This is a genomic window from Kitasatospora sp. NPDC058243 (assembly GCF_042882025.1).
GTDB lineage: Bacteria > Actinomycetota > Actinomycetes > Streptomycetales > Streptomycetaceae > Kitasatospora.
In genome coordinates, this window is record NZ_JBHVWW010000013.1 from 120,208 (window position 1) to 145,487 (window position 25,280).

A 25,280-nucleotide genomic window follows, 5' to 3' on the forward strand; every position below is an offset into this window, starting at 1 on the left:
AACCAGAGGGAACAGCATGACCCCGTGACCAGGCCTTTGGGGTTTCCTCAAAACCCCGAGGGGGTGGGAAAACGCGGGGGGGCCGCGAACTGGGGTGCGGGCGAGCGGCCGATCGGCGTCACGACTGCGATGAGCTGTGGAGCATAGGAGACTCGAACTCCTGACATCTGCCTTGCAAAGGCAGCGCTCTACCAACTGAGCTAATGCCCCTCGACGGCACCGCAGGTGCCGACGGGCACTAGCGTACCGGGTTCCGGCGCCGTTCCCGGCGCCCTACCCCCGGGCCGACCGGACCTGCCGCCGAGGCGGCGTCCGGGCGGTGCCTGGGATCCGGCCGATCCGGTCGGGTGACCGGGCCGGCCGGCCCTGGAGGCGCGGTGAAGCGCCTCCGAAGATCGTTGATCGTCGGATCGTCCGGGCTCAGCGACCGGCCGGAACCGGGTCGGTGGCCTCGGTCCACAGGTCCTGCTCGGCGCGGTCCGCCTGGACCTGACGGTAGACAAAGAAGCCGCCGAGGGCGACCAGGGCGACCAGGAGAAGCTTCTTCACCGCGGGACCTCGTCCTTCTTGCGTTGGCGGACTCAAGAGCCGGTGCTCCGGCCGGACTGACCGGGCCGACGAGTCCAGATGTGTTTCGATCGCGAACGGGCTGCCGGGTGCCAGACTGCCCTTGCGGCCGATGATACACACCGGTGTCCCAATCGTGACCAGCCACCGCTGCGGCCAACCCGGCGGTCCGGGCGGAGGATTGACGCCGCACCTCCTGCCGTACGGCCGGCCCTCCCCGGCCGGGCCCTACGGCGTGCCCGGCGGGGCGCCGGACGGATGGTCCGACGAGCGGTCGGGCTGCCGGTTCGACGGCGTCACCACCACGGCCTTCCCGCCCGCCAGGTCCACCCTGGTCCGGGGCGGCGCCCCCTCGCCCTCCTCGTCGCGCAGCATCAGGGTCGTGCCGCGTTCGTCCAGCTCGTGCTGCTTGCCGGCGGCGAACTGCGCGTGCAGCTGCTCGAAACCGGTGGCCGAGATCTGCCCCTCCCGGCCGGTCCCCCGCCACGGCACCCAGCGTGAGCGGCGCGCCCGCAGCGCGAGCTGGTCGACCGCCGCGAGCACCACCAGGGCGCAGATCAGTCCGGGGATGCTCATCGCCCAGAAGATCGCCATGTCGTCACCATCCCTCCACACGTTCCCTCCCGGGAGAACAGCCCGGCGGGGCACGCGGTTCCCGGAACGGCGGGGAAAACGCCGAAGGGTCCGGAGTGCATCACTCCGGACCCTTCGCGGTGGTGGGCCTAACAGGACTTGAACCTGTGGCCTCTTCCTTATCAGGGAAGCGCTCTAACCGTCTGAGCTATAGGCCCTTGCCGCACTGAAAGATTAGCGGACCGATGGCCGATCTCCCAAATCCGGGCCGGCGGGGTTCCCGGCGGGCACCCCGCCGACCAGCGGCGGCGCTCCGGCGGCCGGGCGCAGCAGCCATTCCTCGCGGGTCGCCGGGAGGCCGGCCGCGCCCTCCTCGGTGCTGCGGACGGCGAGGATCTGGTTGATCCCGATCCGGTTCTCCTCGAAGGCGAGCGCGCTGGCGGCCATGTACAGCCGCCAGACCCGGGCCCGGCCGCGGCCGACCAGCCGGACCGCCTCGCTCCAGTGCGCCTCCAGGTTGGCCACCCATTCGCGCAGGGTCAGCCCGTAGTGCTCGCGCAGCGACTCGACGTCCCGGACCTCGAAGCCGGCCTCCTCCAGCCGGGCCACGGTGGAACCGACGGGGGAGAGCTCGCCGTCGGGGAAGACGTAGCGGTCGATGAAGGGGCTGGTGCGGTGCGGCTCACCGGGGTGGTCGGGGCGGCGGGCGATCTGGTGGTTGAGCAGCCGGCCACCGGGCACCAGCAGCCGGTGCAGGCCCTCGGCGTAGACCCGGTACTGCTCGGAGCCGACGTGCTCGGCCATCCCGACGCTGGAGATCGCGTCGAACGGGCCGTCGACGATCTCCCGGTAGTCCTGGAGCCGGACCTCCACCCGCCCGGCCAGGCCGGCCTCCTCGACCCGCCGGCGGGCCAGCGCGACCTGCTCCCGCGAGATGGAGACGCCGACCGCGGTGACGCCGTAGCGCTCGGCCGCGTGCAGCAGCAGCGAGCCCCAGCCGCAGCCGACGTCCAGCAGGCGCATCCCGGGCCGTAGGCCGAGCTTGCGGCAGATCAGGTCGAGCTTGGCCTCCTGGGCGGCCTCCAGGCTCTTGGCCTCCGGGGTCCAGTAGGCGCACGAGTAGACCATGGAGGAGCCCAGGACGAGCCCGTAGAAGTCGTTTCCGACGTCGTAGTGGTGGCTGATGGCCGCGCGGTCCCGGCTGCGGCTGTGCAGCCGCCCGCGGGCCTTGCGGACCTCCTCCGGGGGCGGCGTGGGCTCGGGGCCGAGCGCCCCGGCCCGCAGCGCGGCCGCGAGGACGCGGCGCCCGTTGGCGCCGAGCACGTCCCGCGGGCCGAGGTCGAGGCGGCGGATCTCCGGCCGCTCCACGAACCGGGCGACGGCCGAGAGCACCTCGTAGAGGTCGGTGCCGGGGGCGATCTCCAGGTCCCCCGCGACGTACGCCCGGGCCAGGCCCAGCTCGCCCGGCTGCCAGAGCAGCCGGCGCAGCGCCCGGCGGTTGCGCAGGACGACCGTGGGGGCTCCCGGCGGCCCGGCGACGCTGCCGTCCCAGGCCTGGACCCGCAGCGGTACCGGAACCCCCAACAGCCCGTCCAGGGCCTCGACCAGTTGACCTGCGAGCTTCGCCACCGCGCGCCTCCGTCCAGCCGTCCTGCGGAACGTCTCCTGACCCGGCCGGGCGGACCGGGGGCGGCCTGCGGCACTCCCAGGCGTGGACCGGGCGCCACCCAGCTAATCCCACCGCGGCCGGCCCGCTCCCGGGCGGCACGCCGCGGGCGGCCGGCTGTCACCCGAAATGCCGACGGGCCCCGCAGGCTGCAACAGCCTGCGGGGCCCGTCCATTCCGTCCGTGGACGGCGAACTGACCAGGGGTCAGGATCCGACCGGGGTCAGTCCTCCTCGGCCAGGGTCAGCTCGACGCCGCCGGTGAAGCCGGCCGCCGCGTTGTAGATGAACGCCGAGAGCGTGGACAGCGCCGTCAGCAGGACGACGTCGACCACGGCGATCAGCGAGGTGAAGGTCATCACCTTGCCGAAGCCCACGTAGTCCATCAGGTTGAGGCCGCCGGCGCTGTCCGAGCCGGTGACGTCCTTGAGGGTCTTGGTCAGCGAGTCGAAGACGCCGAGCGAGTCCAGCGTCATCCACAGCACCGCCGCGGCCACGATGATGATGATCCCGACCGCCAGCGACAGCAGGAAGCTGACCTTCATCACCGACCACGGGTCGACCTTGGTCACCCGCAGCCGGGCCTTGCGGGTCCGGCCGAGGCCGACACCGGCGGCCGCCGCGGGGGCGGCCGGGGCGGCCGGCCGGCGCGCCGCGCCCGGGACGGGCGTGCCGCCGGGCGGGGTGTTGCCGCTGGTCCGGGTGCCCCGGGCCGGGGTCGGCTGCCCCTTGGCATAGGTGGTCGGCTGCGAGAATCCGCTCGCGCCCGGCGCCGGAGCGCCCGGCGGCGGGGGCGTCTGCCCGCCGTAGGTCGCGCCGCCCTGCCCCGCCCCGCCGACCGGTGGCATCAGCGAGGTGGACGCGGCCGAGTGCTCGGCCGGCGGCTGCTGCGCGCCGTACCCACCCCCGCCCTGCGCGCCCGGACGGCCGCCGGAGGGCCCTCCCGCAGCACCCGTGGCTCCACTCACCTGGTCCTCCCGCACTTCCCACCAGGACGGCGGCACCGTCCTGCTTCGTCACTCGTCATCCAGCGCCCGGCGGGATTGCCCGGAACTGGTGGGCGGCCGGTGCCGCCACGCCCCTCTATCAGGACGCGACGGCACCGGCCCGTGGTTCGGTTCAGACCTCGGCGTCGCCGCCGGCCGTCGTCTCCGCACCCTCAGCCGTTTCGGTGGACGCGGTGTCCGCGACCTCGTCCTCCACCGTCTCCTCGTCCTCGGCTTCCGCGTTGCGGGCCATGCCCACGACCGCGTCGCGCTTACCGAGGTTGATCAGTTGGACGCCCATGGTGTCACGTCCGGTTTCACGAACTTCGGAAACCCTTGTGCGGATCACCCCACCCGAAAGGGTGATCGCCATGATCTCGTCGGTGTCGTCGACCACGAGCGCGCCGACCAGGGAGCCCCGGCCCTCGACGATCTTCGCCGCCTTGGTGCCGTAGCCGCCACGCCCCTGGACACGGTACTCGTCCACGGCCGTGCGCTTGGCGTACCCGCCGTCGGTCGCGGTGAACACGTACGTTCCCGGGCGGACGACGTTCATCGAGAGCATTTCGTCGTCCTCGCGGAAGGCCATGCCCTTGACGCCGGAGGTGGCGCGGCCGGTGGGCCGCAGCGCGTCGTCGGTCGCGGTGAAGCGGATCGACTGGGCCTTCTTGGAGACCAGCAGCAGGTCGTCCTCGGCGGAGACCAGCTCGGCGCCGATCAGCTCGTCGTCCCGGCCCTCCTCGTCCTGGCGCAGGTTGATCGCGATCAGGCCGCCGGAGCGCGGGGAGTCGTAGTCCTTCAGCGCGGACTTCTTCACCAGGCCGGCCCGGGTGGCGAGGACCAGGTAGGGCTTGTCCTCGTAGGTGCGCACGGCCATCACCTGGGCGATGTGCTCATCCGGCTGGAAGGCCAGCAGGTTGGCCACGTGCTGGCCGCGGGCGTCGCGCCCGGCGTCCGGGAGCTCGTAGCCCTTGGCGCGGTAGACCCGGCCCTTGTTGGTGAAGAACAGGATCCAGTTGTGCGTCGTCGTCACGAAGAAGTGGTCGACGATGTCGTCCTGCTTGAGCTGCGCTCCGCGCACGCCCTTGCCGCCGCGCTTCTGCGAGCGGTAGAGGTCGGAGCGGGTCCGCTTGACGTAGCCGCCACGGGTGATCGTGACGACGATGTCCTCCTCGGCGATGAGGTCCTCGATCGAGAGGTCGCCGTCGGACGGGATGAGGGTGGAGCGCCGCTCGTCGCCGTACTTCTCGACGATCGCGGTGAGCTCCTCGGAGATGATCTCCCGCTGGCGGGTCGGCGAGGCCAGGATCGCGTTGTACTCGTCGATCTTGCGCTGCAGCTCGTCGTGCTCGTCCATGATCCGCTGGCGCTCCAGGGCGGCCAGGCGGCGCAGCTGCATCTCCAGGATGGCGTTGGCCTGGAGCTCGTCGATGGAGAGCAGCCCCATCAGGCCGGTGCGGGCCGCGTCGGCGCTCGCCGAGGCCCGGATCAGCGCGATGACCTCGTCGATCATGTCCAGGGCGCGCAGCAGGGCGCGCAGGATGTGGGCGCGCTCCTCGGCCTTGCGCAGCCGGAAGGTGGTGCGCCGGACGATGACCTCGACCTGGTGGTTGACCCAGTGCCGGATGAAGGCGTCCAGCGACAGCGTGCGCGGCACTCCGTCGACCAGGGCCAGCATGTTGGCGCCGAAGTTGGTCTGCAGCTCGGTGTGCTTGTAGAGGTTGTTCAGCACGACCTTGGCGACGGCGTCGCGCTTGAGCACGACCACCAGGCGGGTGCCGGTGCGCGACGAGGACTCGTCGCGGACGTCGGCGATGCCGGCGACCCTGCCGTCCTTGACCAGGTCGGCGATCTTCAGCGCGAGGTTGTCCGGGTTGACCTGGTACGGCAGCTCGGTGATCACCAGGCACTGGCGGCCCTGGATCTCCTCGACCTCGACCACGGCGCGCATGGTGATCGAGCCGCGGCCGGTGCGGTAGGCGTCGTCGATCCCGCGGTGGCCGACGATCAGCGCGCCGGTGGGGAAGTCGGGGCCCTTGATCCGCTCGATCAGGGCTTCGAGCAGCTCCTCGTTGGAGGCGTCCGGGTGCTCCAGCGCCCAGAGCGCGCCGGAGGCGACCTCGCGCAGGTTGTGCGGCGGGATGTTGGTGGCCATGCCGACCGCGATGCCGGTGGCACCGTTGACCAGCAGGTTGGGGATGCGCGCGGGCAGGACGGTCGGCTCCTGCGAGCGGCCGTCGTAGTTGGACGCGAAGTCGACGGTGCCCTCGTCGATGTCGCGCATCATCTCCATGGCGAGCGGCATCATCTTGCACTCGGTGTAGCGCATGGCCGCGGCCGGGTCGTTGCCCGGGGAGCCGAAGTTGCCGTTGCCGTCCACCAGCGGCATCCGCAGCGACCACGGCTGGGCCAGGCGCACGACGGTGTCGTAGATGGAGGTGTCGCCGTGCGGGTGGTAGTTGCCCATGACGTCGCCGACGACGCGGGCGCACTTGTAGTAGCCCTTCTCGGGGCGGTACCCGCCGTCGTACATCGCGTAGAGCACGCGTCGGTGCACCGGCTTGAGGCCGTCGCGGACCTCGGGGAGCGCCCGGCTGACGATCACGCTCATCGCGTAGTCGAGGTACGAGCGCTGCATCTCGGTCTCGAGCTCGACCGGCTCGATCCGCATGGTCACCTGGGCGGTGGCCTCGGCGGCTGTGGGGGTCTCGGGCTGTTCGCCTTCGGGACGGTTGTCGTCGACCACTGGTGGTCAGTTTCCTTTCACGCGGACTGGTACGTGGTTTCGCTGCCGGTCGGGCGGCGTCACACGTCCAGGAAGCGGACGTCCTTGGCGTTGCGCTGGATGAAGGAGCGGCGTGCCTCGACGTCCTCGCCCATCAGCACGGAGAACAGCTCGTCGGCGCGAGCGGCGTCCTCCAGGGTGACCTGGAGCAGCAGCCGGTGCTCGGCGTCCATGGTGGTGACCCGGAGCTCCTCGGCGTTCATCTCGCCGAGGCCCTTGAAGCGCTGGATCGCGTCGTCCTTGGGCAGCCGGCGCCCGGCCTCGACCCCGGCCGCGATGACCGCGTCGCGCTCGCGGTCCGAGTAGGCGTACTCGAAGTCGTCCTTGCCCCACTTGATCTTGTACAGCGGCGGCATGGCGAGGTAGACGTACCCGGACTCGACCAGCGGCCGCATGAAGCGGAACAGCAGGGTGAGCAGCAGGGTGCGGATGTGCTGCCCGTCGACGTCGGCGTCCGCCATCAGGACGATCTTGTGATAGCGGAGCTTGGAGTCGTCGTAGTCCTCCTGGATGCCGCAGCCGAAGGCCGAGATCAGCGCCTGGACCTCGGTGTTCTGCAGCACCTTGTCGATCCGGGCCTTCTCGACGTTCAGGATCTTGCCGCGGATCGGCAGGATGGCCTGGGTGCGCGGGTCGCGGCCCTGCTTGGCCGAGCCGCCGGCGGAGTCACCCTCGACGATGAAGATCTCGCACTCGGCCGGGTCCTTGGACTGGCAGTCGGAGAGCTTGCCCGGCAGCGAGGCGGACTCCAGCAGGCCCTTGCGGCGGGTGAGGTCGCGGGCCTTGCGGGCGGCGACGCGCGCGGTGGCGGCCTGGATGGACTTGCGGATGATGTCCGAGGCCTCGTTGGGGTTGCGGTCCAACCAGTCGTTGAGGTGCTCGTGGACGACCTTCTGGACGAAGGTCTTCGCCTCGGTGTTGCCGAGCTTGTCCTTGGTCTGGCCCTCGAACTGCGGCTCGCCGAGCTTGACCGAGATGATCGCGGTCAGGCCCTCGCGGATGTCCTCGCCGGAGAGGTTGTCGTCCTTCTCCCGGAGCAGCTTCTTGTCCCGCGCGTAGCGGTTGACCAGGCCGGTCAGCGCCGCGCGGAAGCCCTCCTCGTGGGTACCGCCGCCGTGCGTGTGGATGGTGTTGGCGAAGCTGTAGACCCCCTCGGTGTAGGAGGAGTTCCACTGCATCGCGATCTCCACCGAGATCGCCCGGTCCTTGTCCTCCGCCTCGAAGTCGATCACCGAGGGGTGGATCACCTCGCCCTTGCGGGAGTTGAGGTGGGCGACGAAGTCGGCGATGCCGCCGTCGTACTTGTACGTGACGGTGAGCGGCTTGCCCTCCTCGTCCACGTGCTCGGGGCGCTCGTCGGTCAGCGAGATCGAGAGGCCCTTGTTGAGGAAGGCCATCTCCTGGAAGCGCCGGGACAGCGTCTCGAAGGAGTAGACCGTGGTCTCGAAGATCTCCGGGTCGGCCCAGAAGGTGACGGTCGTGCCGGTCTGCTCGGAGCCCTCGTGCGTGGCCAGCGGCGCGGTCGGCGCACCGGCCTTGTACTCCTGGGTGAAGCGCGAGCCGTCGCGGTGGATCTCCACCGCCAGGCGGGTGGACAGCGCGTTCACGACCGAGACGCCGACACCGTGCAGACCGCCGGAGACGGCGTAGCCGCCGCCGCCGAACTTGCCGCCGGCGTGCAGGACGGTGAGCACGACCTCGACGGCCGGCTTCTCCTGGCCGGGGACGATGTCGACCGGGATGCCACGGCCGTTGTCCACCACCCGGACCCCGCCGTCGGCGAGGAGCGTGACGTCGATGGTGTCGGCGTACCCGGCCATCGCCTCGTCGACGGAGTTGTCCACCACTTCCTGCACCAGGTGGTGCAGGCCCCGCTCGCCGGTGGAGCCGATGTACATGCCGGGGCGCTTGCGGACGGCGTCGAGGCCTTCCAGCACCTGGATGTTGCTACCGGTGTAGGAAGCCTGGTCGGTCTGGTCTGGGGTCTGGCTGGGGTTGCCGGAATCGGCCACGAAGCGCCCTCTCTGGCACAGCACGGGCCGCATTCCCGCCCCGTGTGGGCGGGCGTGCGACCACGGCGTTTAGACTCGGTTGCCACTAGCAACAGTGTTTGGCTCTCAGTCTACCGGTACGACTGACAGAGATGGGCGTTTGGCAGCCCTTGAAGGCAGATATGCCGCCCTGAATCCCCTCTGGACATGTCCCGATACTCGCCCGGGGGGCCCAGAGCGCCTGGAAGGGCTGTCAGGGGTTCCGGAAGATCGTGGTCCGCTCCACGCCCTCGACGGCGGGCCGGCAACCCGGTCAGCCCCAGGTGTCGCCCGGCCCCTTGCTCCCCGGAGCGCGCAGCCGGCCGTAGCCGCGGGCGGGCGCCGCCGGGCCCAGCACCTTGATGGTGCGGACCGTGCCGTGGCCCAGCTCGTGGTTCAAACGAGCCACCAACTGCCTTGCCAGCCAACGTAGTTGGGTGGCCCATGCGGTGGAGTCGCACTGCACGGTGAGCACCGCTGCGGCGTCGTCGTAGGAGGAGGGGTGGCAGTGCGCGGCGATGTCCGGGCCGACGATCTGGGGCCAACGGCCCATCACCCCGCCGACCGCGGCCGAGGACTCCCAGCCCCGTTCGGTCAGCAGCCGGTTCAGCGCCGCCCCCAGCGGGACCGGGTCGCGGCCGTCCGACCGGGCTCCGCTGCGCAGGCCGTGCCGCTTCGCCTCACGCTTCTCCCGGACCTGCTCGCCGCGCTGCCGCGCCTGGGCCCGGGCCGCCCGCAGCGCCGAGCGGGCGAGGTCGGCGCCGGTCGGCGCCGCGTCGCCCGGCTGGGGGGAGTGCTCCGCCGGCTCGCTCACGGCGATCTCCTTTCCCCAGCCTGTGGACAACGGTCGCGGACGCGCGCCGGTGAGCCGTCCAGCCTACGGGAGTGCCCGGACGGCGGTTGCGAAGGTGCGGGGGGAGTCAGGCGTCGATCCGGCGGACGGCGCCGTCGGCGACCGCGAACCGGGCGCCGGCCAGCGCCTTCGGCACGTCCTCGGCGACCGCCGCGGTGACCAGCACCTGCTCGCCGTCGGCCACCAGTTCGGCCAGCCGGTCCCGGCGGGCCGCGTCCAGCTCGGCGAACACGTCGTCCAGGATCAGCACCGGCTCGCCGCCGTCGGCGCGCAGCAGCTCGTACGAGGCCAGCCGCAGCGCCAGCGCGAACGACCAGGACTCGCCGTGGCTCGCGTAGCCCTTGGCGGGCAGCGGGCCGAGGCTGAGCACCAGCTCGTCGCGGTGCGGGCCGACCAGGGTGATGCCGCGGTCCACCTCCTGCTTGCGGACCGTCGCCAGCGCGTTCAGCAACTGCTCCTCGGCCTGCTCGCGGCTGGTCGGCAGCCCGCCCTCGAAGGAGCTGCGGTACTCCAGGACGGTGTCGCCGCCGCCCGGGGCCAGCTGCCCGTACGCGGCCGCCACCAACGGCTGGAGGGAAGCCACCAGCTGGATCCGGAAGGCCGTCAACTCGGCTCCGGCCCTTGCCAGATGGCCGTCCCAGACCTCCAGGGTGGAGAGGTCGGCGCCCTTGCCGCCACCGGCCCGGCGGGCCATCGCGGCGGTCTTCAGCAGGGCGTTGCGCTGCTTGAGGACCCGCTCGTAGTCCTGCCGGACCCCGGCCAGCCGGGGGGCCCGGGCGGTCAGCAGCTCGTCCAGGAAACGGCGGCGCTCACCCGGGTCGCCCTTGACCAGACTGAGGTCCTCGGGAGCGAACAGGACGGTCCGCAGCAGGCCCAGCACGTCGCGCGGGCGGACGTTGTCGGAGCGGTTGATCCGGGCCCGGTTGGCCTTGCCCGGGGTCAGCTCCAGCTCGACCAGGGTGGTGCGGCCGCGGTCCACCACCGAGGTACGGACCACCGCCCGCTCGGCGCCCAGCCGAATCAGCGGGGCGTCGGTGGCGACCCGGTGGCTGCCCAGTGTGGCGACGTAGCCGATCGCCTCGACCAGGTTGGTCTTGCCCTGGCCGTTGGGCCCGACGAAGGCCGTCACGCCCGGGTCGAGGGGAACCTCGACCCGGGCGTACGACCGGAAGTCGGCGAGCGACAGATGCGCGACGTGCATGGCTGTGGACTGCGCTCGCCTTCTGGGGAGGTGCGGGTTACTTGGACTCGACCGCGTGGCCGCCGAACTGGTTGCGCAGCGCGGCGATCATCTTCATCTGCGGCGAGTCGTCCTGGCGGGAGGCGAAGCGGGCGAACAGCGAGGCGGTGATCGCCGGCAGCGGCACCGCGTGGTCGATCGCGGCCTCGACGGTCCAGCGGCCCTCACCGGAGTCGGCGGCCCAGCCGCGCAGCTTCGCCAGGTGCTCGTCGTCGTCCAGCGCGCGGACGGCCAGGTCCAGCAGCCAGGAACGGATGACGGTGCCCTCCTGCCAGCTGCGGAAGACCTCGCGCACGTCGGTGACCTCGGGGGCGGCCTCCAGCAGCTCCCAGCCCTCGGCGAAGGCCTGCATCATCGCGTACTCGATGCCGTTGTGGACCATCTTGGCGAAGTGGCCGGCGCCCACGGCGCCCGCGTGCACCGAGCCGAAGTCGCCCTCGGGCTTGAGCGAGTCGAACACCGGCTGGACGCGGGCCACGTGCTCGGCGTCGCCGCCGTACATCAGGGCGTAGCCGTTCTCCAGGCCCCAGACACCGCCGGAGACGCCGCAGTCGACGAAGCCGATGCCCTTGGCGGCCAGCGCCTCGGCGTGCTTGATGTCGTCGGTCCAGCGGGAGTTGCCGCCGTCGACCACCACGTCGCCGGGGGAGAGCAGCTCGGCGAGCTCGTCGACGGTCGCCTGGGTGGCGGCGCCGGCCGGGACCATCACCCAGATCACCCGCGGGCCCTGCAGCTTGGAGACGAGCTCCTGGAGGCTCGCGACGTCGGAGATGTCCGGGTTGCGGTCGTAGCCGATGACGGTGTGGCCGGCGCGGCGGATCCGCTCGCGCATGTTGCCGCCCATCTTGCCGAGACCGATGAGGCCGAGCTCCATGACCAAGTCCTTACCTGTGGTGACGTGCCTGCCGGCGGCGCCGTTGCCGCACGCCCCGAGCCTACGCGCTGCGGCGGTGGCGGCTCCCTGTGGTCGGGCCGACCGGGGGAGGACGCCCACAGGCTGTGCACAGCCGATGTGCACAGCCTGTGGGTGACGGCCTGCGGGCAGCGGCCGCGAGGTCAGCCGGAGAGGCGGACCGGCATGATCAGGTACTGGTACGCCTTGTCCTCCTCGGCGTCCACCGAGGCCTTGCCGCTGAGCAGCGCGGGCTTGGTCGGGGTGGTGAAGCTCAGCTGGGCGTAGGCGGAGTCGATGGCCTTGAGGCCCTCCTCCAGGTAGCCCGGGTTGAAGGCGATCGAGATGTCGTCGCCCTCCAGGTCGGCGTCGATCCGCTCGGTGGCCTGGGCGTCGTCGCCCGAGCCCGCCTCCAGGGTCAGCACGCCCTGCTCGAAGCTGAGCCGGACCGGGGTGTTGCGCTCGGCGACCAGCGAGACGCGCTTGAGCGCCTCCAGGAAGGGCTGGGTCTGGATCGCGGCGACGGCGCTGAACTCCGTCGGGAACAGGCTGCGGAACTTGGGGAACTCGCCCTCCAGCAGCCGCGTGGTCGTCCGGCGGCCGGCGCCCTCGAAGCCGATCAGGCCCTCGCCCGCGCCGCCCGAGGAGAGCGCGATCGAGACGGTGTCGCCGCTGCCCAGGGACTTGGCGATGTCCTGCAGCGTCTTGGCGGGCACCAGGGCGACGGCCGAGATGTCCGACTGCTCGGGCTTCCACAGCAGGTCGCGGACCGCGAAGCGGTAGCGGTCGGTGGCGGCCAGGGTGATCCGGTCGCCCTCGATCTCGACCCGGACACCGGTGAGCACCGGGAGGGTGTCGTCACGGCCGGCGGCCACCGCGGCCTGGCTGACCGCGGAGGCGAACACGTCGCCCGAGACGGTGCCCGTGGCGGTCGGCATCTGGGGCAGCGCCGGGTACTCGTCCACCGGGAGGGTGGGGAGGGTGAAGCGGGAACTGCCGCAGACCACGCTGACCCGCTGGCCGTCGGTGGAGATCTCCACCGGCCGGTTCGGCAGGTTGCGCGAGATGTCGTTCAGCAGCCGACCGGAGACCAGGACGGTGCCGGCCTCCTCGATGTCGGCCTCCAGCTCGACCCGGGCCGAGACCTCGTAGTCGAAGCCGGACAGCGCCAGGCTGCCGTCCTGTGCCGTCAGCAGCAGGCCGGCCAGCACCGGCACCGGCGGCCGTGCCGGGAGGCTGCGGGCAGCCCAGGCCACCGCCTCCGCGAGGACGTCACGCTCCACCCGGAACTTCACCGGTAACCGCCTCCTGGATCGAGCGCTCCCGCTCGCACTCTGGTTCGTCTGATCTTGATCGTCGGTCGGACTGTCCACCGAGCTCTGCCACTCCGCTTCCGGTCGCCGAGGACAGTCTGACGTACTCCGCCGACAGACGGGGCAGACGGGCGGAAGCAAGCCGAACAGATGTCGGGGCGCGGTTGTCCACAGATTCGGGGCCCACCCACTTTCAAGCGAGTCGATGGGTCTAAATGTGTAGTGGTAGTAGTAGGGCCTGTGGAAACCGTGGATAACCCCGTTTCCGCAGGTCAGACCCACTTTTTTGTCCACAGCGGGTGTGGACGGCGGCTGTGGACGAACACGCCGTGCTGTGGACAGCGGAGCGTTACCCACAGGGCACGCTGGGTATCCACAGGTTATCCCCAGGGCTGTCCCCAGATTCCGGCCCGGTTATCCACGGGTGCCGGTCAACTTTACGTGACGCCTTTCACACCAGGGCATGAACGCCGCCCCACGCTTGTCGAACTGTGGATCATGCTGTGGACAACCTGGGGATAACCGCCCCTCCCCTGGGGACAACCGGTGGACAACCCGGATGGCCCATTGGCGGCCCGTCAATTGTCCACAGCCTGTGGATAACGGTTGTGCACAAGTCCACAGGCACCTGACCTGCGCGGAAGAGCGTAGCGGCGACACGCCTGTGGACGAATTCTGGATAACTTCGGACGCCCCGGCCTGTGGACTACGGGGAAGGTGCCCGGCCTGTGGACAACTGCCCTGCGCGGCCCCGGTTTTCGAATCACCGGTCAGATGTTCGGCGCGGGCTGTGGACTGGCGCAACGTCCGTCGACGGCATCTCTGCCCAGCCGGCGCCCGAGGCACACCTGTGGATGTGCGAAAAGGGCGCCAGGATCGCTCCTGACGCCCTTTCCGGCCACCTCGGCGCCGGACTCGGCGCCGGACTCGGCGCCGAGGTGGCGCCGGACCCACCACCGGCCCTGCGGCTAGCTCTTGATGCGGTTGGTCAGCTCGGTGACCTGGTTGTAGATCGACCGGCGCTCGGCCATCAGCGAGCGGATCTTGCGGTCCGCGTGCATCACCGTGGTGTGGTCGCGGCCGCCGAACTGCGCGCCGATCTTCGGCAGCGAGAGGTCGGTCAGCTCCCGGCAGAGGTACATGGCGATCTGACGGGCCGTCACCAGGACGCGGCTGCGCGAGGATCCGCAGAGGTCGTCCACACTCAGCCCGAAGTACGCGGCGGTCTGCTGCATGATGACCTGCGCGGTGATCTCCGGCCCGGCGTCCTCGTCCCCGCCCGGGATCAGGTCCTTGAGGACGATCCCGGCCAACTCCAGGTCCACCGGCGCCCGGTTGAGGTTGGCGAAGGCGGTGACCCGGATCAGGGCGCCTTCCAACTCCCGGATGTTGCGGGTGATCCGGGACGCGATGAACTCCAACACGTCGGCCGGGGCGTTGAGTTGCTCCTGGATCGCCTTCTTGCGAAGGATCGCGATCCGGGTCTCCAGCTCCGGCGGGGTGACGTCGGTGATCAGGCCCCACTCGAAGCGGTTGCGCAGCCGGTCCTCCAGCGTGGTCAGCAGCTTGGGCGGCCGGTCCGAGGAGAGGACGATCTGCTTGTTCGCGTTGTGCAGGGTGTTGAAGGTGTGGAAGAACTCCTCCTGCGTGGACTCCTTGCTCGCGAGGAACTGGATGTCGTCCACGAGCAGGATGTCCATGTCCCGGTAGCGCCGGCGGAAGGTGTCCGCCTTGCCGTCCCGGATCGAGTTGATGAACTCGTTGGTGAACTCCTCCGAGGACACGTAGCGCACCCGGGTGCCCGGGAAGAGACTGCGCGAGTAGTGCCCGATGGCGTGCAGCAGGTGGGTCTTGCCCAGCCCGGACTCGCCGTAGATGAAGAGCGGGTTGTACGCCTTGGCCGGAGCCTCGGCGACCGCCACCGCCGCCGCGTGCGCGAAGCGGTTGCTGGCGCCGATGACGAAGGTGTCGAAGAGGTACTTGGGGTTCAGCCGGGCGGCCGGCTCGTCCTTGCGGGAGCCGCCGGCCGGCGGGGCGCCGGGCGGGGCGGGCACGCCGGGGACGGCCGGGCGCTCGGTGGCGCGCTCCGGCGCGTTCTTGTCCGCAGGACGGCCGCCGGCCGGGCGTGAGCCGGGGGCGCGGCGGCCGGCGCCGGCGCGGGGCTGCTCGTTCGGGCCGGGGCCGTAGGCGCCGCCGAACAGGTCGCCCTGGGTGGTCGAGGGCGGGCCGGGCATCGGGCGCGGCGCCGGCCGGGACGGCTCGTCGGCCTCGCGGTAGCCGGGGGGCCGCTCCGGGTAGCCGCCCTGCTCCGGGTAGCCGCCCTGCTCCTGGTACCCGTTCTGCTCGGGGTAGCCGCCCTGCTCCGGGTACCCGCCCTGCTCGGGGTAGCCCGGCCAGGCCGGTCCGGCCGCCGGACCGCCGTACGGCGCGGGGCGCTGCTCGTAGCCGCCGGTGTCGTAGCGGGGCCGGTCGTAGTCCTGCTCGTACGGCTGCTGGTAGTCCTGGCCGCCGTAGCCGCCGGCATCCTCCTCGGTCGGGCCGGGGTACGGCTCGGCCGGGGCCTGGGCGGCGGGTGCGGGGGTGGTCGGGACGGCGTTGGCGTCGACCATCACGGCGATCCGCACCGGACGGCTGAGCTCGCGGCTGAGGGCCTCGGTGAGCTGCGGCAGCAGCCGGCCCTCCAGCACCTGCTTGGCCCGCTCGTTGGGGGTCGCCAGCAGGGCGGTGTCGTGCATCATCCACATCGGCTGGGTGCGCTGCACCCACTGCTTGTCCATCTCCCCGACGTCCGGGTCGCTGACCAGCCGCTCGACGACTCTCGCCCAGACCGGGACGAGGTCGCTGTTGACATCAGCCACTGGTGCACGCTTTCTCGGTTCCCCGCGGCTCCAGCAGGGGGTGGTGGATCAGGAGACTGTGGATCGGCGGGTCCGTCTCCGGCGGACCGACCCCACGAGGAAGAACACGAAGAACAAACCAGACAAGTCCTGCAACGGTAGTCAGCGAACAGGGCCGGATCAAGTCGTTGTCCACAGGCTGTGGGCAAAGGGGGCTCCGGATGCCCTCGGGGGGCCGCTCGAAAAAGCCGGTTTGACCCTCGTGCCCCGTCCCGCGTACCGTAACCAGGTCGAGTTGTCGATGGCCGCTGCCGCATGTCCGCGGGTCCACCCGCTCCATAAGGCGCGCAGCACGGGCGCCGTGGATTGCCTTGAACCCCAGCCGAACTGGGGCGATGGGTCGGATTTCCGAATCAGGGGAGATCACGCGGACGCACGGTGACGGCCAAGCGATTCCCCGTCATCCTACGATTCACCTCAGGAGCCCCCGAGTGAGCAAGCGCACCTTCCAGCCGAACAACCGTCGTCGCGCGAAGACCCACGGCTTCCGGCTGCGTATGCGTACCCGCGCCGGCCGCGCCATCCTGGCTGCCCGCCGTGGCAAGGGCCGCACCAGCCTGTCCGCCTGATCCACGACAGAGTCTGTTGTGCTGCCCTCCGAGAATCGGCTGCGGCGGCGCCAGGACTTCGCGACCGCAGTGAAACGCGGTCGCCGGGCCGGCCGGCCCCTTCTGGTCGTCCATCTCAGCAGAGAAGACGACCCCAAGGGGCAGACCGACCGGACCAGCGACTCCCGCCCGCACGTCGCCGAGGGGACTCCTTCGGCGCGTGCGGGTTTCGTCGTGAGCAAGGCCGTCGGCCCGGCGGTCGTTCGCAACCTGGTCAAGCGCCGGTTGCGGCACCTCGTTCGTGATCGTCTGTCCAGGCTGCCCGCCGGTAGCCTGATAGTGGTGCGTGCGCTGCCCCAGGCCGCGACCGCCTCGTACCAGGACCTCGAACGTGACCTGGACGCGGCGCTGAAACGGTTGCTGAAGGTGGAGCCCGCCACGACGGCGCCGACGGGAGCAGGACGATGAAGTTCCTGCTGATGGGTTTGATCAGGGTCTACCAGTGGACCATCAGCCCACTGCTCGGTCCGGTCTGCCGTTACTACCCCTCCTGCTCGCACTACGGCTACGAGGCCGTGAAGGTGCACGGGGCGGTCAAGGGCGGCGGACTGACCGTGTGGCGCATCCTGCGCTGCAATCCGTGGACGCCCGGCGGGGTCGATCACGTTCCGCCGCGCAAGCATCCGGTGTGGCACCGGCGGCTGCGAGACTGGCTGAGCAGCCGGTCCGCCACCGGACAGCCGGTGACCACGACCCCCGCCGGTCCGGACCCCGAGGGCCCGGCGACCATTGGCCCCGAGGGGCCAATCCACATGTCCAAGGAGCCTGACCGGTGACCTTCTCCTTCCTGAATCCCCTGTACACAGCGGTGTCCTGGATCATCGTCCAGTTCCACTCGCTGTACAGCAACATCTTCGACCCGGACGGTGGCTGGGCCTGGGGTCTGGCCATCGCCTCGATGGTGGTCGTCATCCGGATCTGCCTGATCCCGCTCTTCGTGAAGCAGATCAAGGCGACCCGGGCCATGCAGGCGATCCAGCCGAAGATGAAGGCCATCCAGGAGCGCTACAAGAACGACAAGCAGCGCCAGTCCGAAGAGATGATGAAGCTGTACAAGGAGGCGGGTACCAACCCGTTCTCCAGCTGCCTTCCCATCATCGTGCAGGCGCCGTTCTTCACCGCCCTCTACGGCGTGCTCGCCAAGGTCGCCAAGAGCGAGCAGATCGGCGTCATCCACGGCGACCTGCTGCTGAGCGCCGGCAAGGCGCACATCTTCGGTGCCCCGCTCTCGGCGACCTTCGTCAGCAGCCACGAGACCAGCGTCAAGATCGTCACCGCGGTGATGATCATCATGATGTCGCTGTCGCAGTTCATCACCCAGCGCCAGCTGATGACCAAGAACGTCGACCTCACGGTCAAGACGCCGTTCATGCAGCAGCAGAAGATGCTGATGTACGTCTTCCCGGTGATGTTCGCCGTGATGGGCATCAACTTCCCCGTCGGTGTCCTGGTCTACTGGCTGACCACCAACGTCTGGTCGATGGGCCAGCAGCTGATCGTCATCCACAACAACCCGACCCCGGGCAGCAAGGCGTGGGACGAGCGGCAGGTCCGGCTGAAGAAGGCCGGCCGGCTGAACCCGGACGGTTCGGAGATCAAGGGTGCGCTCTGGGGCCTGCTGCCCCCGTCCAAGTCGACCCTCGACGCCGCCTCGGCGGCGGCCGCCGTGGTCGAGGAGTCGGCGCAGGCACGCCGCCAGCAGCCCCGCAAGCAGACCAAGGCGCAGCGCCAGCAGGGCGGTGCTCAGCACACCGCCGACCTGACCAAGGACACCGAGGCCCCGGCCGAGGAGCCCGCCGAGGAGCCCGCCGACACCGTCCCGGCCGACTCCGGCGCCAAGCCGGCGGCCGCCCAGCAGGGCCCGGCCAAGCCCGGCGCGGCCAAGCCGGGCACCGGTCGGCAGCAGCCCAAGCGTGGCGGCCAGCGGCCGAAGAAGAAGTCCTGACCGGCCCTGGATCCGTTGTGACAGCGCGCAGAGCTTCGTTCCCGGCCCACCAATCTGGGCCCATCTCCGAAGGAGTCCATCAGTGACGGAAGGCACCACCTCCGCCGTCGAGGCCGAGGCCGCCGCCAGCACCGACGAGAACGTCATCGCCCGACTGGAGCAGGAGGGCGACATCGCGGCGGACTACCTGGAGGGTCTGCTCGACATCGCCGACCTCGACGGTGACATCGACATGGACGTCGAGGGCGACCGCGCCCTGGTCTCCATCGTCGGTGAGGGCAACGACCGCGCGCTGCAGCGCCTGGTCGGCCAGGACGGCGAGGTGCTGGAGGCGCTGCAGGAGCTGACCCGGTTGGCTGTCCACCGGGAGACCGGGGAGCGCAGCCGCCTCATGCTGGACATTGCCGGCTTCCGGGCCCGCAAGCGCTCCGAGCTGGCCGCGCTCGGTGCCGAGGCCGCCGAGCAGGCGAAGAGCAGTGGCGAGCAGGTCAAGCTGCGGCCGATGACGCCCTTCGAGCGCAAGGTCGTCCACGACGCGGTCGCGGCCGCCGGTCTGCGCAGCGAGTCGGAGGGCGAGGAGCCCGAGCGGTGCGTGGTCGTGCTGCCGGTCTGAGGCCGGCGGTACGACGACCGGCCGCCTCGGCGGCCGGTGGGCTTCACCGGACGCGACCCCGTCCGCCTCGTGCGGGCGGGGTCGTCGTCCATTCGCGGGGCGTGGGCCCGGCGCGAGATGTTTCACGTGAAACTGTGCGGAGAGCGGGTCGGTGGATCCGGGGATCGGAGAGGTCGAGATGGACACGGAGAACGCGGCCGCTGGCCGGCCGGGGGCGGACGACGTGAATCCGGCCGCTGCGGGGCCGGCCGCCGAGGCGGTCGAGGCGACCGAGGTGCCCGAGGTGCCCGAGGCCCCGGCCGTCGCCCGGGAGGTCTTCGGTGATCGTTTCGACGCCGCGGTCCGCTACACCGAGCTGCTGGCCACCGCGGGCGTGCGGCGCGGGCTGATCGGGCCGCGCGAGGTGCCCCGGCTCTGGGACCGGCACGTCCTCAACTGCGCGGTGCTCGCCGAGCTGCTGCCGGCCGGCTCCACCCTGTGCGACGTCGGCTCCGGCGCCGGCCTGCCGGGCATCCCGGTGGCGCTGGTCCGTCCGGACGTCTCGGTGACGCTGCTGGAGCCGCTGCTGCGGCGGACCACCTTCCTGGAGGAGGTCGTCCGGGAGCTGGGGCTGGAGAACGTCACGGTGCTGCGCGGCCGCGCCGAGGAGATGGTCGGCAAGCTCGCGGTGGACGTGGTGACCGCCCGGGCGGTGGCGCCGCTGGACCGGCTGGCCGGCTGGGGGATGCCGCTGCTCCGTCCGCACGGGCAGATGCTGGCGCTCAAGGGCGACAGCGCCGAGCAGGAGCTGGCCGACTCGCGGGCCGGGCTGACCAAGCTGGGCGCGGTCGAGTGGAGCGTGATCTCGGTCGGCGAGGGCACCCTGGAGACCTCGACCCGGGTGGTCCAGGTCAAGGCGGGGGAGAGCCCCGGCGGGGTGAAGGCCGCGACCCGGCGGGCGAAGGCGGCCCGGGCCGGACGGAACGCGGGCGGCGTCCGGACCGGTGAGCGCAGCCGGGGTGGTCGGCGCCGCACCCGCTGAGGCGGGTGACGCCTGGCACGCTCGACGACGGGCGGGTGGTTCCTCCTGAGGGGGGAGCCACCCGCCCGTCGGCGTTCCGGTGGCCGTCGGGGTGACGGCCGGTCGACGGGAGGACACCGGAGTGTCGCAACGTCAGATTTCCGGCATAGCGGGCATGGTGTTTCACGTGAAACGTCGCTCCTTGCTCTCGGGAATCCTCGGCCGCAGCCGGGCGGCGACTGTTGCCGCTCCGGTTTCACGTGAAACACTGACCCCCATGCAGGACTCGGAGACCATCGGCCAGATCGATGACACGCCCATCGCGAGGGCTGCCCAGGCTGCGGTTCAGGCGATCGGCCGAGCGGGTGAGGGTCTGCCCCGCCCCGCCGCCACCCGGGTGATCGTGGTCGCCAACCAGAAGGGCGGGGTCGGCAAGACCACCACCACCGTCAACCTGGCCGCCTCGCTCGCCATGCACGGACTGCGCGTCCTGGTCGTCGACCTCGACCCGCAGGGCAACGCCTCCACCGCCCTCGGCATCGACCACCACGCCGAGGTGCCGTCCGTCTACGACGTCCTGGTCGAGGGCAAGCCGCTCGCCGACGTGGTGCAGCCGGTGGTGGACGTCGAGGGGCTGTTCTGCGTCCCCGCGACCATCGACCTGGCCGGCGCCGAGATCGAGCTGGTGTCGCTGGTGGCCCGGGAGAGCCGGCTCCAGCGCGCCATCGCCGCCTACGAGCAGCCGCTGGACTACGTCCTGATCGACTGTCCGCCCTCGCTGGGCCTGCTGACGGTCAACGCCCTGGTGGCCGGGCGGGAGGTGCTGATCCCGATCCAGTGCGAGTACTACGCGCTGGAGGGCCTGGGCCAGCTGCTGCGCAACGTCGAGCTGGTGCGCGCGCACCTCAACCCCGCGCTGCACGTCTCGACCATCCTGCTCACCATGTACGACGCCCGGACCAGGCTGGCCGCCCAGGTCGCCGAGGAGGTCCGGACGCACTTCCCGCAGGAGGTGCTGAGCACCGCGATCCCGCGCTCGGTGCGCATCTCGGAGGCGCCCAGCTACGGTCAGACGGTCCTCACCTACGACCCGGGCTCGACCGGGGCGCTCTCCTACCTGGAGGCCGCCCGCGAGCTCGGGCTGCGCGCGGCGGCGGTCGGCGGCGGCCCGCTCCTGGGGCAGCAACGGCACGGCAGCGGTACGGGGCACGGAGCCCCGGTGGCACAGCACGGTACGACGGAGGGTCATCGGTGAGTGGTCGCAGGGGTTTGGGACGAGGGCTGGAGGCGCTGATCCGCCCCGCCGTGCCGGTGGACGGCGGGGCGGCGGCGCCCGCACCGGCCCCGGTGGGGGCGATCGGCGCGACGTCGCCGACCTCGGTACCGACGCTGCCGACCGGCCGCGGCACGGTGGCGGCCCGGGCGGCCGCGGAGAAGCAGGCCGAGCAGGCGCAGCCGGCGCCGGTGGCCGGTGCCTTCTTCGCCGAGCTGCCGCTGGACGCGATCGAGCCCAACCCGCGCCAGCCCCGTGAGGTCTTCGACGACGACAAGCTGGCCGAGCTGGTCGTCTCGATCAAGGAGGTCGGTCTGCTCCAGCCGATCGTGGTGCGCCAGGTCGCGCCCGATCGCTTCGAGCTGATCATGGGCGAGCGCCGCTGGCGCGCCTCCAAGGAGGCCGGGCTGAAGCAGATCCCGGCCATCGTCCGTGCCACCGAGGACGACAAGCTGCTGCTGGACGCCCTGCTGGAGAACCTGCACCGGGCCGAGCTGAACCCGCTGGAGGAGGCGGCCGCCTACGACCAGCTGCTGCGGGACTTCTCCTGCACCCACGACGAGCTGGCCGACCGGATCGGCCGCTCGCGCTCGCACGTCTCCAACACGCTGCGGCTGCTGAAGCTCTCGCCCACCGTGCAGAGCCGGGTCGCCGCCGGGGTGCTGACCGCCGGCCACGCCCGGGCGTTGCTCGGGGTGCCGGACGCCGAGCGGCGGGAGCTGCTGGCCAAGCGGATCGTCGCGGAGGGCCTCTCGGTGCGGACCACCGAGGAGATCGTCGCGCTGATGGGCGAGGAGGAGGACCGGAAGCCGAAGCGCCAGGCGCCGAAGGCGGGCAAGCTGATCTCCCCGGCCTTCAACGATCTGGCGAGCCGGCTGTCGGACCGCTTCGACACCCGGGTCAAGGTCGAGGTGTCGCAGCGCGGCGGCAAGCTCGGCAAGGGCAAGGTGGTGCTGGAGTTCGGTTCGGTGGAGGACCTGAACCGGATCCTGGACAGCCTGGCCCCGGGCGAGGACGGTCTGCGGCTGTCGCAGGGCTGAGCCGGGGACGATACCCGATGGGTGCATGTTCCGCGTGAGCACTGTTTCACGTGAAACATGCACCCATCGGCGTCTGTGGGGGCATGCTCGACCGTGAAGTGGAGGAGGAGGTGCGGGGCATGGGACGCCGGATCGCTCCGCTGACCCTGGACAACCTCGCCGATCTGCCGACGACCTGCCGCTCCTGCGTGTTCTGGGAGCTGGATCCGGTCAGCGGGAAGGCGGCGGTGGAGTCCGGGAAGCCGGAGCTGGAGAAGGAGGGGTGGATCTCCGCGGTGCTGCTGGAGTGGGGTTCCTGCGGTCGGATCGTCTACGTGGACGACCAGCCGGCCGGCTTCGTGCTGTACGCGCCGCCCGCCTACGTCCCCCGGTCGCAGTCCTTCCCGACCAGTCCGGTCTCGCCGGACGCCGTCCAGCTGATGGTCAGCCGGGTGGTTCCGGGCTACCAGCGGCAGGGGCTCGGCCGGGTGCTGGTGCAGACCGTGGCCAAGGACCTGCTCGGGCGCGGGGTGCGGGCGATCGAGGCCTTCGGCTCGGCCGGTCCTGAGCCGGTCGGCTGCGTGCTGCCGGCCGACCACCTGCTCGCGGTCGGCTTCAAGACCGTCCGCTCGCACCACCGCTACCCGCGGCTGCGGCTGGAGGCGCGTACCACGCTGTCCTGGCGGGGCGATGTGGAGGTGGCGCTGGAGCGGCTGCTCGGCGGGGCGCGCAAGGAGCCGGCGCTGCGGCCGTTCTGAGGCGGGAGGCGGCTGGAAACGACGACGGCGGGGCTCCCCGGTGTGGGGAGCCCCGCCGCCGTACGGTCGACGACCGGTCGACCGGACAGGGCCTAGATGAAGCCGTCCAGCTCGCGCAGCAGCGCGGCCTTCGGACGGGCACCGGTGATGGACTTCACCGGCTCGCCGCCCTTGTAGAGGATCAGGGTCGGGATCGAGATGACGCCGTACTGGGCGGCGGTCGCCTGGTTGGCGTCCACGTCCAGCTTGGCGATGGTCAGCTTGTCGCTGTGCTCGGAAGCGATCTCGTCCAGGATCGGGGCGACCTGGCGGCACGGGCCGCACCAGGTGGCCCAGAAGTCGACCAGCACGGGCTTGTCGCTGTCCAGGACGTCGGCCTTGAACGTCGCGTCGGTGACGGTGGTGGTGGCGCCGGCCACGGGAACTCCTCGGGTTCGGACGGAGGGGGCTGCTGCCAGGTGAACAACGGGCGGGCCCGTTCTGTTTCGCCCTGGCCGGGGCGGGGGTGTTTCACGTGAAACGGGTGTCACACCCCCGCGGGGGTCGGTCGGTGGCGAGGGGGTCAGACCGCCACGGCGGCGGTGGCCTTGGCCTCCAGGTCGTCCAGGGCGGCGAGGTAGCGCTCGGCGTCCAGCGCGGCGGAGCAGCCGGTGCCGGAGGCCGTGATGGCCTGGCGGTAGGTGTGGTCCACGACGTCGCCGGCGCCGAACACGCCCGGGATGTTGGTCCGGGTCGAGGGCGCCTCGACCTTGAGGTAGCCCTCCGCGTCGAGGTCCAGCTGGCCCTTGAACAGGTCGGTGCGCGGGTCGTGGCCGATCGCGATGAACAGGCCGGTGACGGCCAGCTCGCGGGTCTCGCCGGTGGTGGTGTCGCGCAGGGTGACGCCGCTCAGCTTCGGGTCGCCGTGGATGGCCTCGACCGCGCTGTCCCACTCGAAGCGGATCTTCTCGTCGGCGAAGGCGCGCTCCTGCATCGCCTTGGAGGCGCGCAGGCTGTCCCGGCGGTGGATGATCGTGACGCTCTTGGCGAAGCGGGAGAGGAAGGTCGCCTCCTCCAGGGCGGTGTCGCCGCCGCCGACCACGGCGATGTCCTGGTCGCGGAAGAAGAAGCCGTCACAGGTGGCGCACCAGGAGACACCGCGACCGGAGAGCTTGTCCTCGTTCGGCAGGCCCAGCTTGCGGTGCTGGGAGCCGGTGGTGACGATCACGGCGCGCGCCCGGTGCACGTTGCCCTCGGAGTCGGTGACGGTCTTGATGTCACCGGTGAGGTCGACCGAGACGATGTCGTCCGGGATCAGCTCGGCGCCGAAGCGCTCGGCCTGCGCCCGCATGTTGTCCATCAGCTCGGGGCCCATGATGCCGTCCCGGAAGCCCGGGAAGTTCTCGACCTCGGTGGTGTTCATCAGAGCGCCGCCGGCGGTGACGGCCCCCTCGAAGACCAGCGGCTTGAGGGAGGCCCGCGCCGTGTAGAGCGCGGCCGTGTAGCCGGCCGGGCCGGAACCGATGATGATCACGTTACGGACGTCGCTCACTGCATCTCCTGGTTCGCATCGCGACCCGCGCTAGGTGCGGGGAGGGCGGTTCTGCTCCGCCGCCCGGGACAACGACTGACCAGTGTCTCGCATTCCCAGGCGGATCAGTACCAGGCGACCGCACTGTGGGAGCGGCGCGGCGCCCTGCTCGTCGATCGCATGGGAACGGAGCCCGGATCCCCGGGGCGCCCGCCCCGGGACGTCAACGGGTGGGCACGGTGCGCTGCAGCACGACCGGGCCGCAGTCGGGGGAGCGCAGGTAGACGTCCGCGAACCCGGGCCGGCCGGGCGCCGGGTAGACCAGGACCTCGACCGGGGCGCCCGCGTAGCTGCCGTGGTCGGTGGCCAGCGGCACGCCCTCGGCGAGGGCCTGGCAGGACGGCGGGGAGGCCTGGGTGGTGAGCTCCTGGCGGCCGTCGGCGGGCATCGCGGCGGAGGGCTTGGCGGGCCCGGTCGGGCGCAGCCCGGGGGCGGTGCCCGACCGGGCCAGCAGCTGCTGGATCTGGGCGGCGAGCTGGTCGTCCTGGTAGGTCGGGCCAGCCCCCGCGGCGTGGTCGGCGCGGGGGCTCTGCGTCGTGCCGGGGCTTGCGCCGGTGCCGAGGGAGGCGGAGGCGGGGGCGCCGGCGGACAGCGTCGGGTGCTGGTCGTCCTGGCCGGCCGGGTGCAGCAGCAGGGCTGCGCCGAAGGCGATCGCGGCCAGGGCGGCGGTCGCGCCGAGCAGCAGGCCGGCGC

At 71.3% G+C, this 25,280-nt stretch carries 22 protein-coding genes, 2 tRNA genes and 1 pseudogene; 9 read left to right on the forward strand and 16 right to left on the reverse strand.

The window, feature by feature from the left end; all coding sequences use genetic code 11:
* Window positions 1–137 precede the first annotated feature (137 nt).
* The 13 genes from ACFVX9_RS12255 to dnaA form a co-directional block, all read right to left on the reverse strand.
* A tRNA-Ala gene (locus ACFVX9_RS12255) sits at window positions 138–210 on the reverse strand.
* Between the two features lie 210 nt (window positions 211–420).
* Window positions 421–549 (reverse strand): DLW-39 family protein, encoded by a 129-nt coding sequence (locus tag ACFVX9_RS12260; RefSeq protein WP_014137031.1) that lies wholly within the window; start codon window positions 547–549, stop codon window positions 421–423.
* A 246-nt stretch (window positions 550–795) separates the two neighbouring features.
* Window positions 796–1,161, reverse strand: a complete 366-nt coding sequence (locus ACFVX9_RS12265) for a DUF6191 domain-containing protein (protein ID WP_380379083.1) — start codon at window positions 1,159–1,161, stop codon at window positions 796–798.
* Window positions 1,162–1,281: 120 nt separating this feature from the next.
* Window positions 1,282–1,358 (reverse strand) — tRNA-Ile (locus ACFVX9_RS12270).
* Window positions 1,359–1,374: 16 nt separating this feature from the next.
* On the reverse strand, window positions 1,375–2,769 hold the full coding sequence (locus ACFVX9_RS12275; RefSeq protein ID WP_063348455.1) for a cyclopropane-fatty-acyl-phospholipid synthase family protein: 1,395 nt from the start codon (window positions 2,767–2,769) through the stop codon (window positions 1,375–1,377).
* Between the two features lie 260 nt (window positions 2,770–3,029).
* Window positions 3,030–3,773 carry a DUF3566 domain-containing protein gene (locus ACFVX9_RS12280; RefSeq protein WP_244293408.1) on the reverse strand — a complete coding sequence of 248 codons (744 nt, stop codon included), beginning with the start codon at window positions 3,771–3,773 and terminating at the stop codon, window positions 3,030–3,032.
* A gap of 151 nt (window positions 3,774–3,924) precedes the next feature.
* Window positions 3,925–6,537: a DNA gyrase subunit A gene (gene gyrA / locus ACFVX9_RS12285; RefSeq protein WP_063348457.1), complete on the reverse strand. Its 2,613-nt coding sequence runs from the start codon at window positions 6,535–6,537 to the stop codon at window positions 3,925–3,927.
* Window positions 6,538–6,596: 59 nt separating this feature from the next.
* Window positions 6,597–8,612 carry a DNA topoisomerase (ATP-hydrolyzing) subunit B gene (gene gyrB, locus ACFVX9_RS12290; protein WP_063348458.1) on the reverse strand — a complete coding sequence of 672 codons (2,016 nt, stop codon included), beginning with the start codon at window positions 8,610–8,612 and terminating at the stop codon, window positions 6,597–6,599.
* 268 nt (window positions 8,613–8,880) lie between these two features.
* Window positions 8,881–9,420 carry a DUF721 domain-containing protein gene (locus ACFVX9_RS12295; RefSeq protein WP_063348459.1) on the reverse strand — a complete coding sequence of 180 codons (540 nt, stop codon included), beginning with the start codon at window positions 9,418–9,420 and terminating at the stop codon, window positions 8,881–8,883.
* Between the two features lie 106 nt (window positions 9,421–9,526).
* Entirely contained in the window at window positions 9,527–10,660 is a 1,134-nt protein-coding gene (recF, locus tag ACFVX9_RS12300) for a DNA replication/repair protein RecF (protein WP_063348460.1), read from the reverse strand.
* Between the two features lie 37 nt (window positions 10,661–10,697).
* Window positions 10,698–11,573, reverse strand: a complete 876-nt coding sequence (gnd, locus tag ACFVX9_RS12305) for a phosphogluconate dehydrogenase (NAD(+)-dependent, decarboxylating) (protein ID WP_063348461.1) — start codon at window positions 11,571–11,573, stop codon at window positions 10,698–10,700.
* Between the two features lie 182 nt (window positions 11,574–11,755).
* Window positions 11,756–12,886 carry a DNA polymerase III subunit beta gene (gene dnaN, locus ACFVX9_RS12310; protein ID WP_063348462.1) on the reverse strand — a complete coding sequence of 377 codons (1,131 nt, stop codon included), beginning with the start codon at window positions 12,884–12,886 and terminating at the stop codon, window positions 11,756–11,758.
* 986 nt (window positions 12,887–13,872) lie between these two features.
* Window positions 13,873–15,762 carry a chromosomal replication initiator protein DnaA gene (gene dnaA / locus ACFVX9_RS12315; RefSeq protein ID WP_380379080.1) on the reverse strand — a complete coding sequence of 630 codons (1,890 nt, stop codon included), beginning with the start codon at window positions 15,760–15,762 and terminating at the stop codon, window positions 13,873–13,875.
* A gap of 470 nt (window positions 15,763–16,232) precedes the next feature.
* Between dnaA and rpmH the strand changes: the two genes are divergently transcribed.
* The 9 genes from rpmH (at window position 16,233) to ACFVX9_RS12360 (ending at window position 23,017) form a co-directional block, all read left to right on the forward strand.
* A complete protein-coding gene (gene rpmH / locus ACFVX9_RS12320; protein WP_030392420.1) occupies window positions 16,233–16,370 on the forward strand; it encodes a 50S ribosomal protein L34 in 138 nt (45 codons plus the stop codon).
* 18 nt (window positions 16,371–16,388) lie between these two features.
* Window positions 16,389–16,817, forward strand: a complete 429-nt coding sequence (gene rnpA / locus ACFVX9_RS12325) for a ribonuclease P protein component (protein ID WP_063348464.1) — start codon at window positions 16,389–16,391, stop codon at window positions 16,815–16,817.
* Complete coding sequence (gene yidD / locus ACFVX9_RS12330) at window positions 16,814–17,185, forward strand: membrane protein insertion efficiency factor YidD (protein ID WP_063348465.1); 372 nt, start codon at window positions 16,814–16,816, stop codon at window positions 17,183–17,185. Before rnpA ends, yidD begins: the two co-directional genes overlap by 4 nt.
* Complete coding sequence (gene yidC / locus ACFVX9_RS12335; protein WP_363368224.1) at window positions 17,182–18,354, forward strand: membrane protein insertase YidC; 1,173 nt, start codon at window positions 17,182–17,184, stop codon at window positions 18,352–18,354. Before yidD ends, yidC begins: the two co-directional genes overlap by 4 nt.
* Before the next feature lie 82 nt (window positions 18,355–18,436).
* Window positions 18,437–18,967: a R3H domain-containing nucleic acid-binding protein gene (locus ACFVX9_RS12340; protein WP_063348467.1), complete on the forward strand. Its 531-nt coding sequence runs from the start codon at window positions 18,437–18,439 to the stop codon at window positions 18,965–18,967.
* Window positions 18,968–19,145: 178 nt separating this feature from the next.
* Complete coding sequence (gene rsmG, locus ACFVX9_RS12345; RefSeq protein WP_079136282.1) at window positions 19,146–19,988, forward strand: 16S rRNA (guanine(527)-N(7))-methyltransferase RsmG; 843 nt, start codon at window positions 19,146–19,148, stop codon at window positions 19,986–19,988.
* Window positions 19,989–20,271: 283 nt separating this feature from the next.
* Window positions 20,272–21,222 carry a ParA family protein gene (locus ACFVX9_RS12350; protein WP_279634954.1) on the forward strand — a complete coding sequence of 317 codons (951 nt, stop codon included), beginning with the start codon at window positions 20,272–20,274 and terminating at the stop codon, window positions 21,220–21,222.
* Window positions 21,219–22,280 (forward strand): ParB/RepB/Spo0J family partition protein, encoded by a 1,062-nt coding sequence (locus ACFVX9_RS12355; protein ID WP_380379077.1) that lies wholly within the window; start codon window positions 21,219–21,221, stop codon window positions 22,278–22,280. The genes ACFVX9_RS12350 and ACFVX9_RS12355 overlap by 4 nt, the downstream gene beginning before the upstream one ends.
* 119 nt (window positions 22,281–22,399) lie before the next feature.
* On the forward strand, window positions 22,400–23,017 hold the full coding sequence (locus ACFVX9_RS12360) for a GNAT family N-acetyltransferase (RefSeq protein ID WP_063348469.1): 618 nt from the start codon (window positions 22,400–22,402) through the stop codon (window positions 23,015–23,017).
* A 92-nt stretch (window positions 23,018–23,109) separates the two neighbouring features.
* On the opposite strand, the gene trxA is transcribed toward ACFVX9_RS12360, so the two are convergent.
* From trxA to ACFVX9_RS12375, 3 genes and pseudogenes are all read right to left on the reverse strand, one after another.
* Window positions 23,110–23,436, reverse strand: a complete 327-nt coding sequence (gene trxA / locus ACFVX9_RS12365) for a thioredoxin (RefSeq protein WP_063348470.1) — start codon at window positions 23,434–23,436, stop codon at window positions 23,110–23,112.
* Window positions 23,437–23,579: 143 nt separating this feature from the next.
* Window positions 23,580–24,548, reverse strand: a complete 969-nt coding sequence (gene trxB / locus ACFVX9_RS12370) for a thioredoxin-disulfide reductase (protein ID WP_363619401.1) — start codon at window positions 24,546–24,548, stop codon at window positions 23,580–23,582.
* A 202-nt stretch (window positions 24,549–24,750) separates the two neighbouring features.
* Window positions 24,751–25,280, reverse strand: a pseudogene (locus tag ACFVX9_RS12375) (hypothetical protein); the annotation flags it as partial.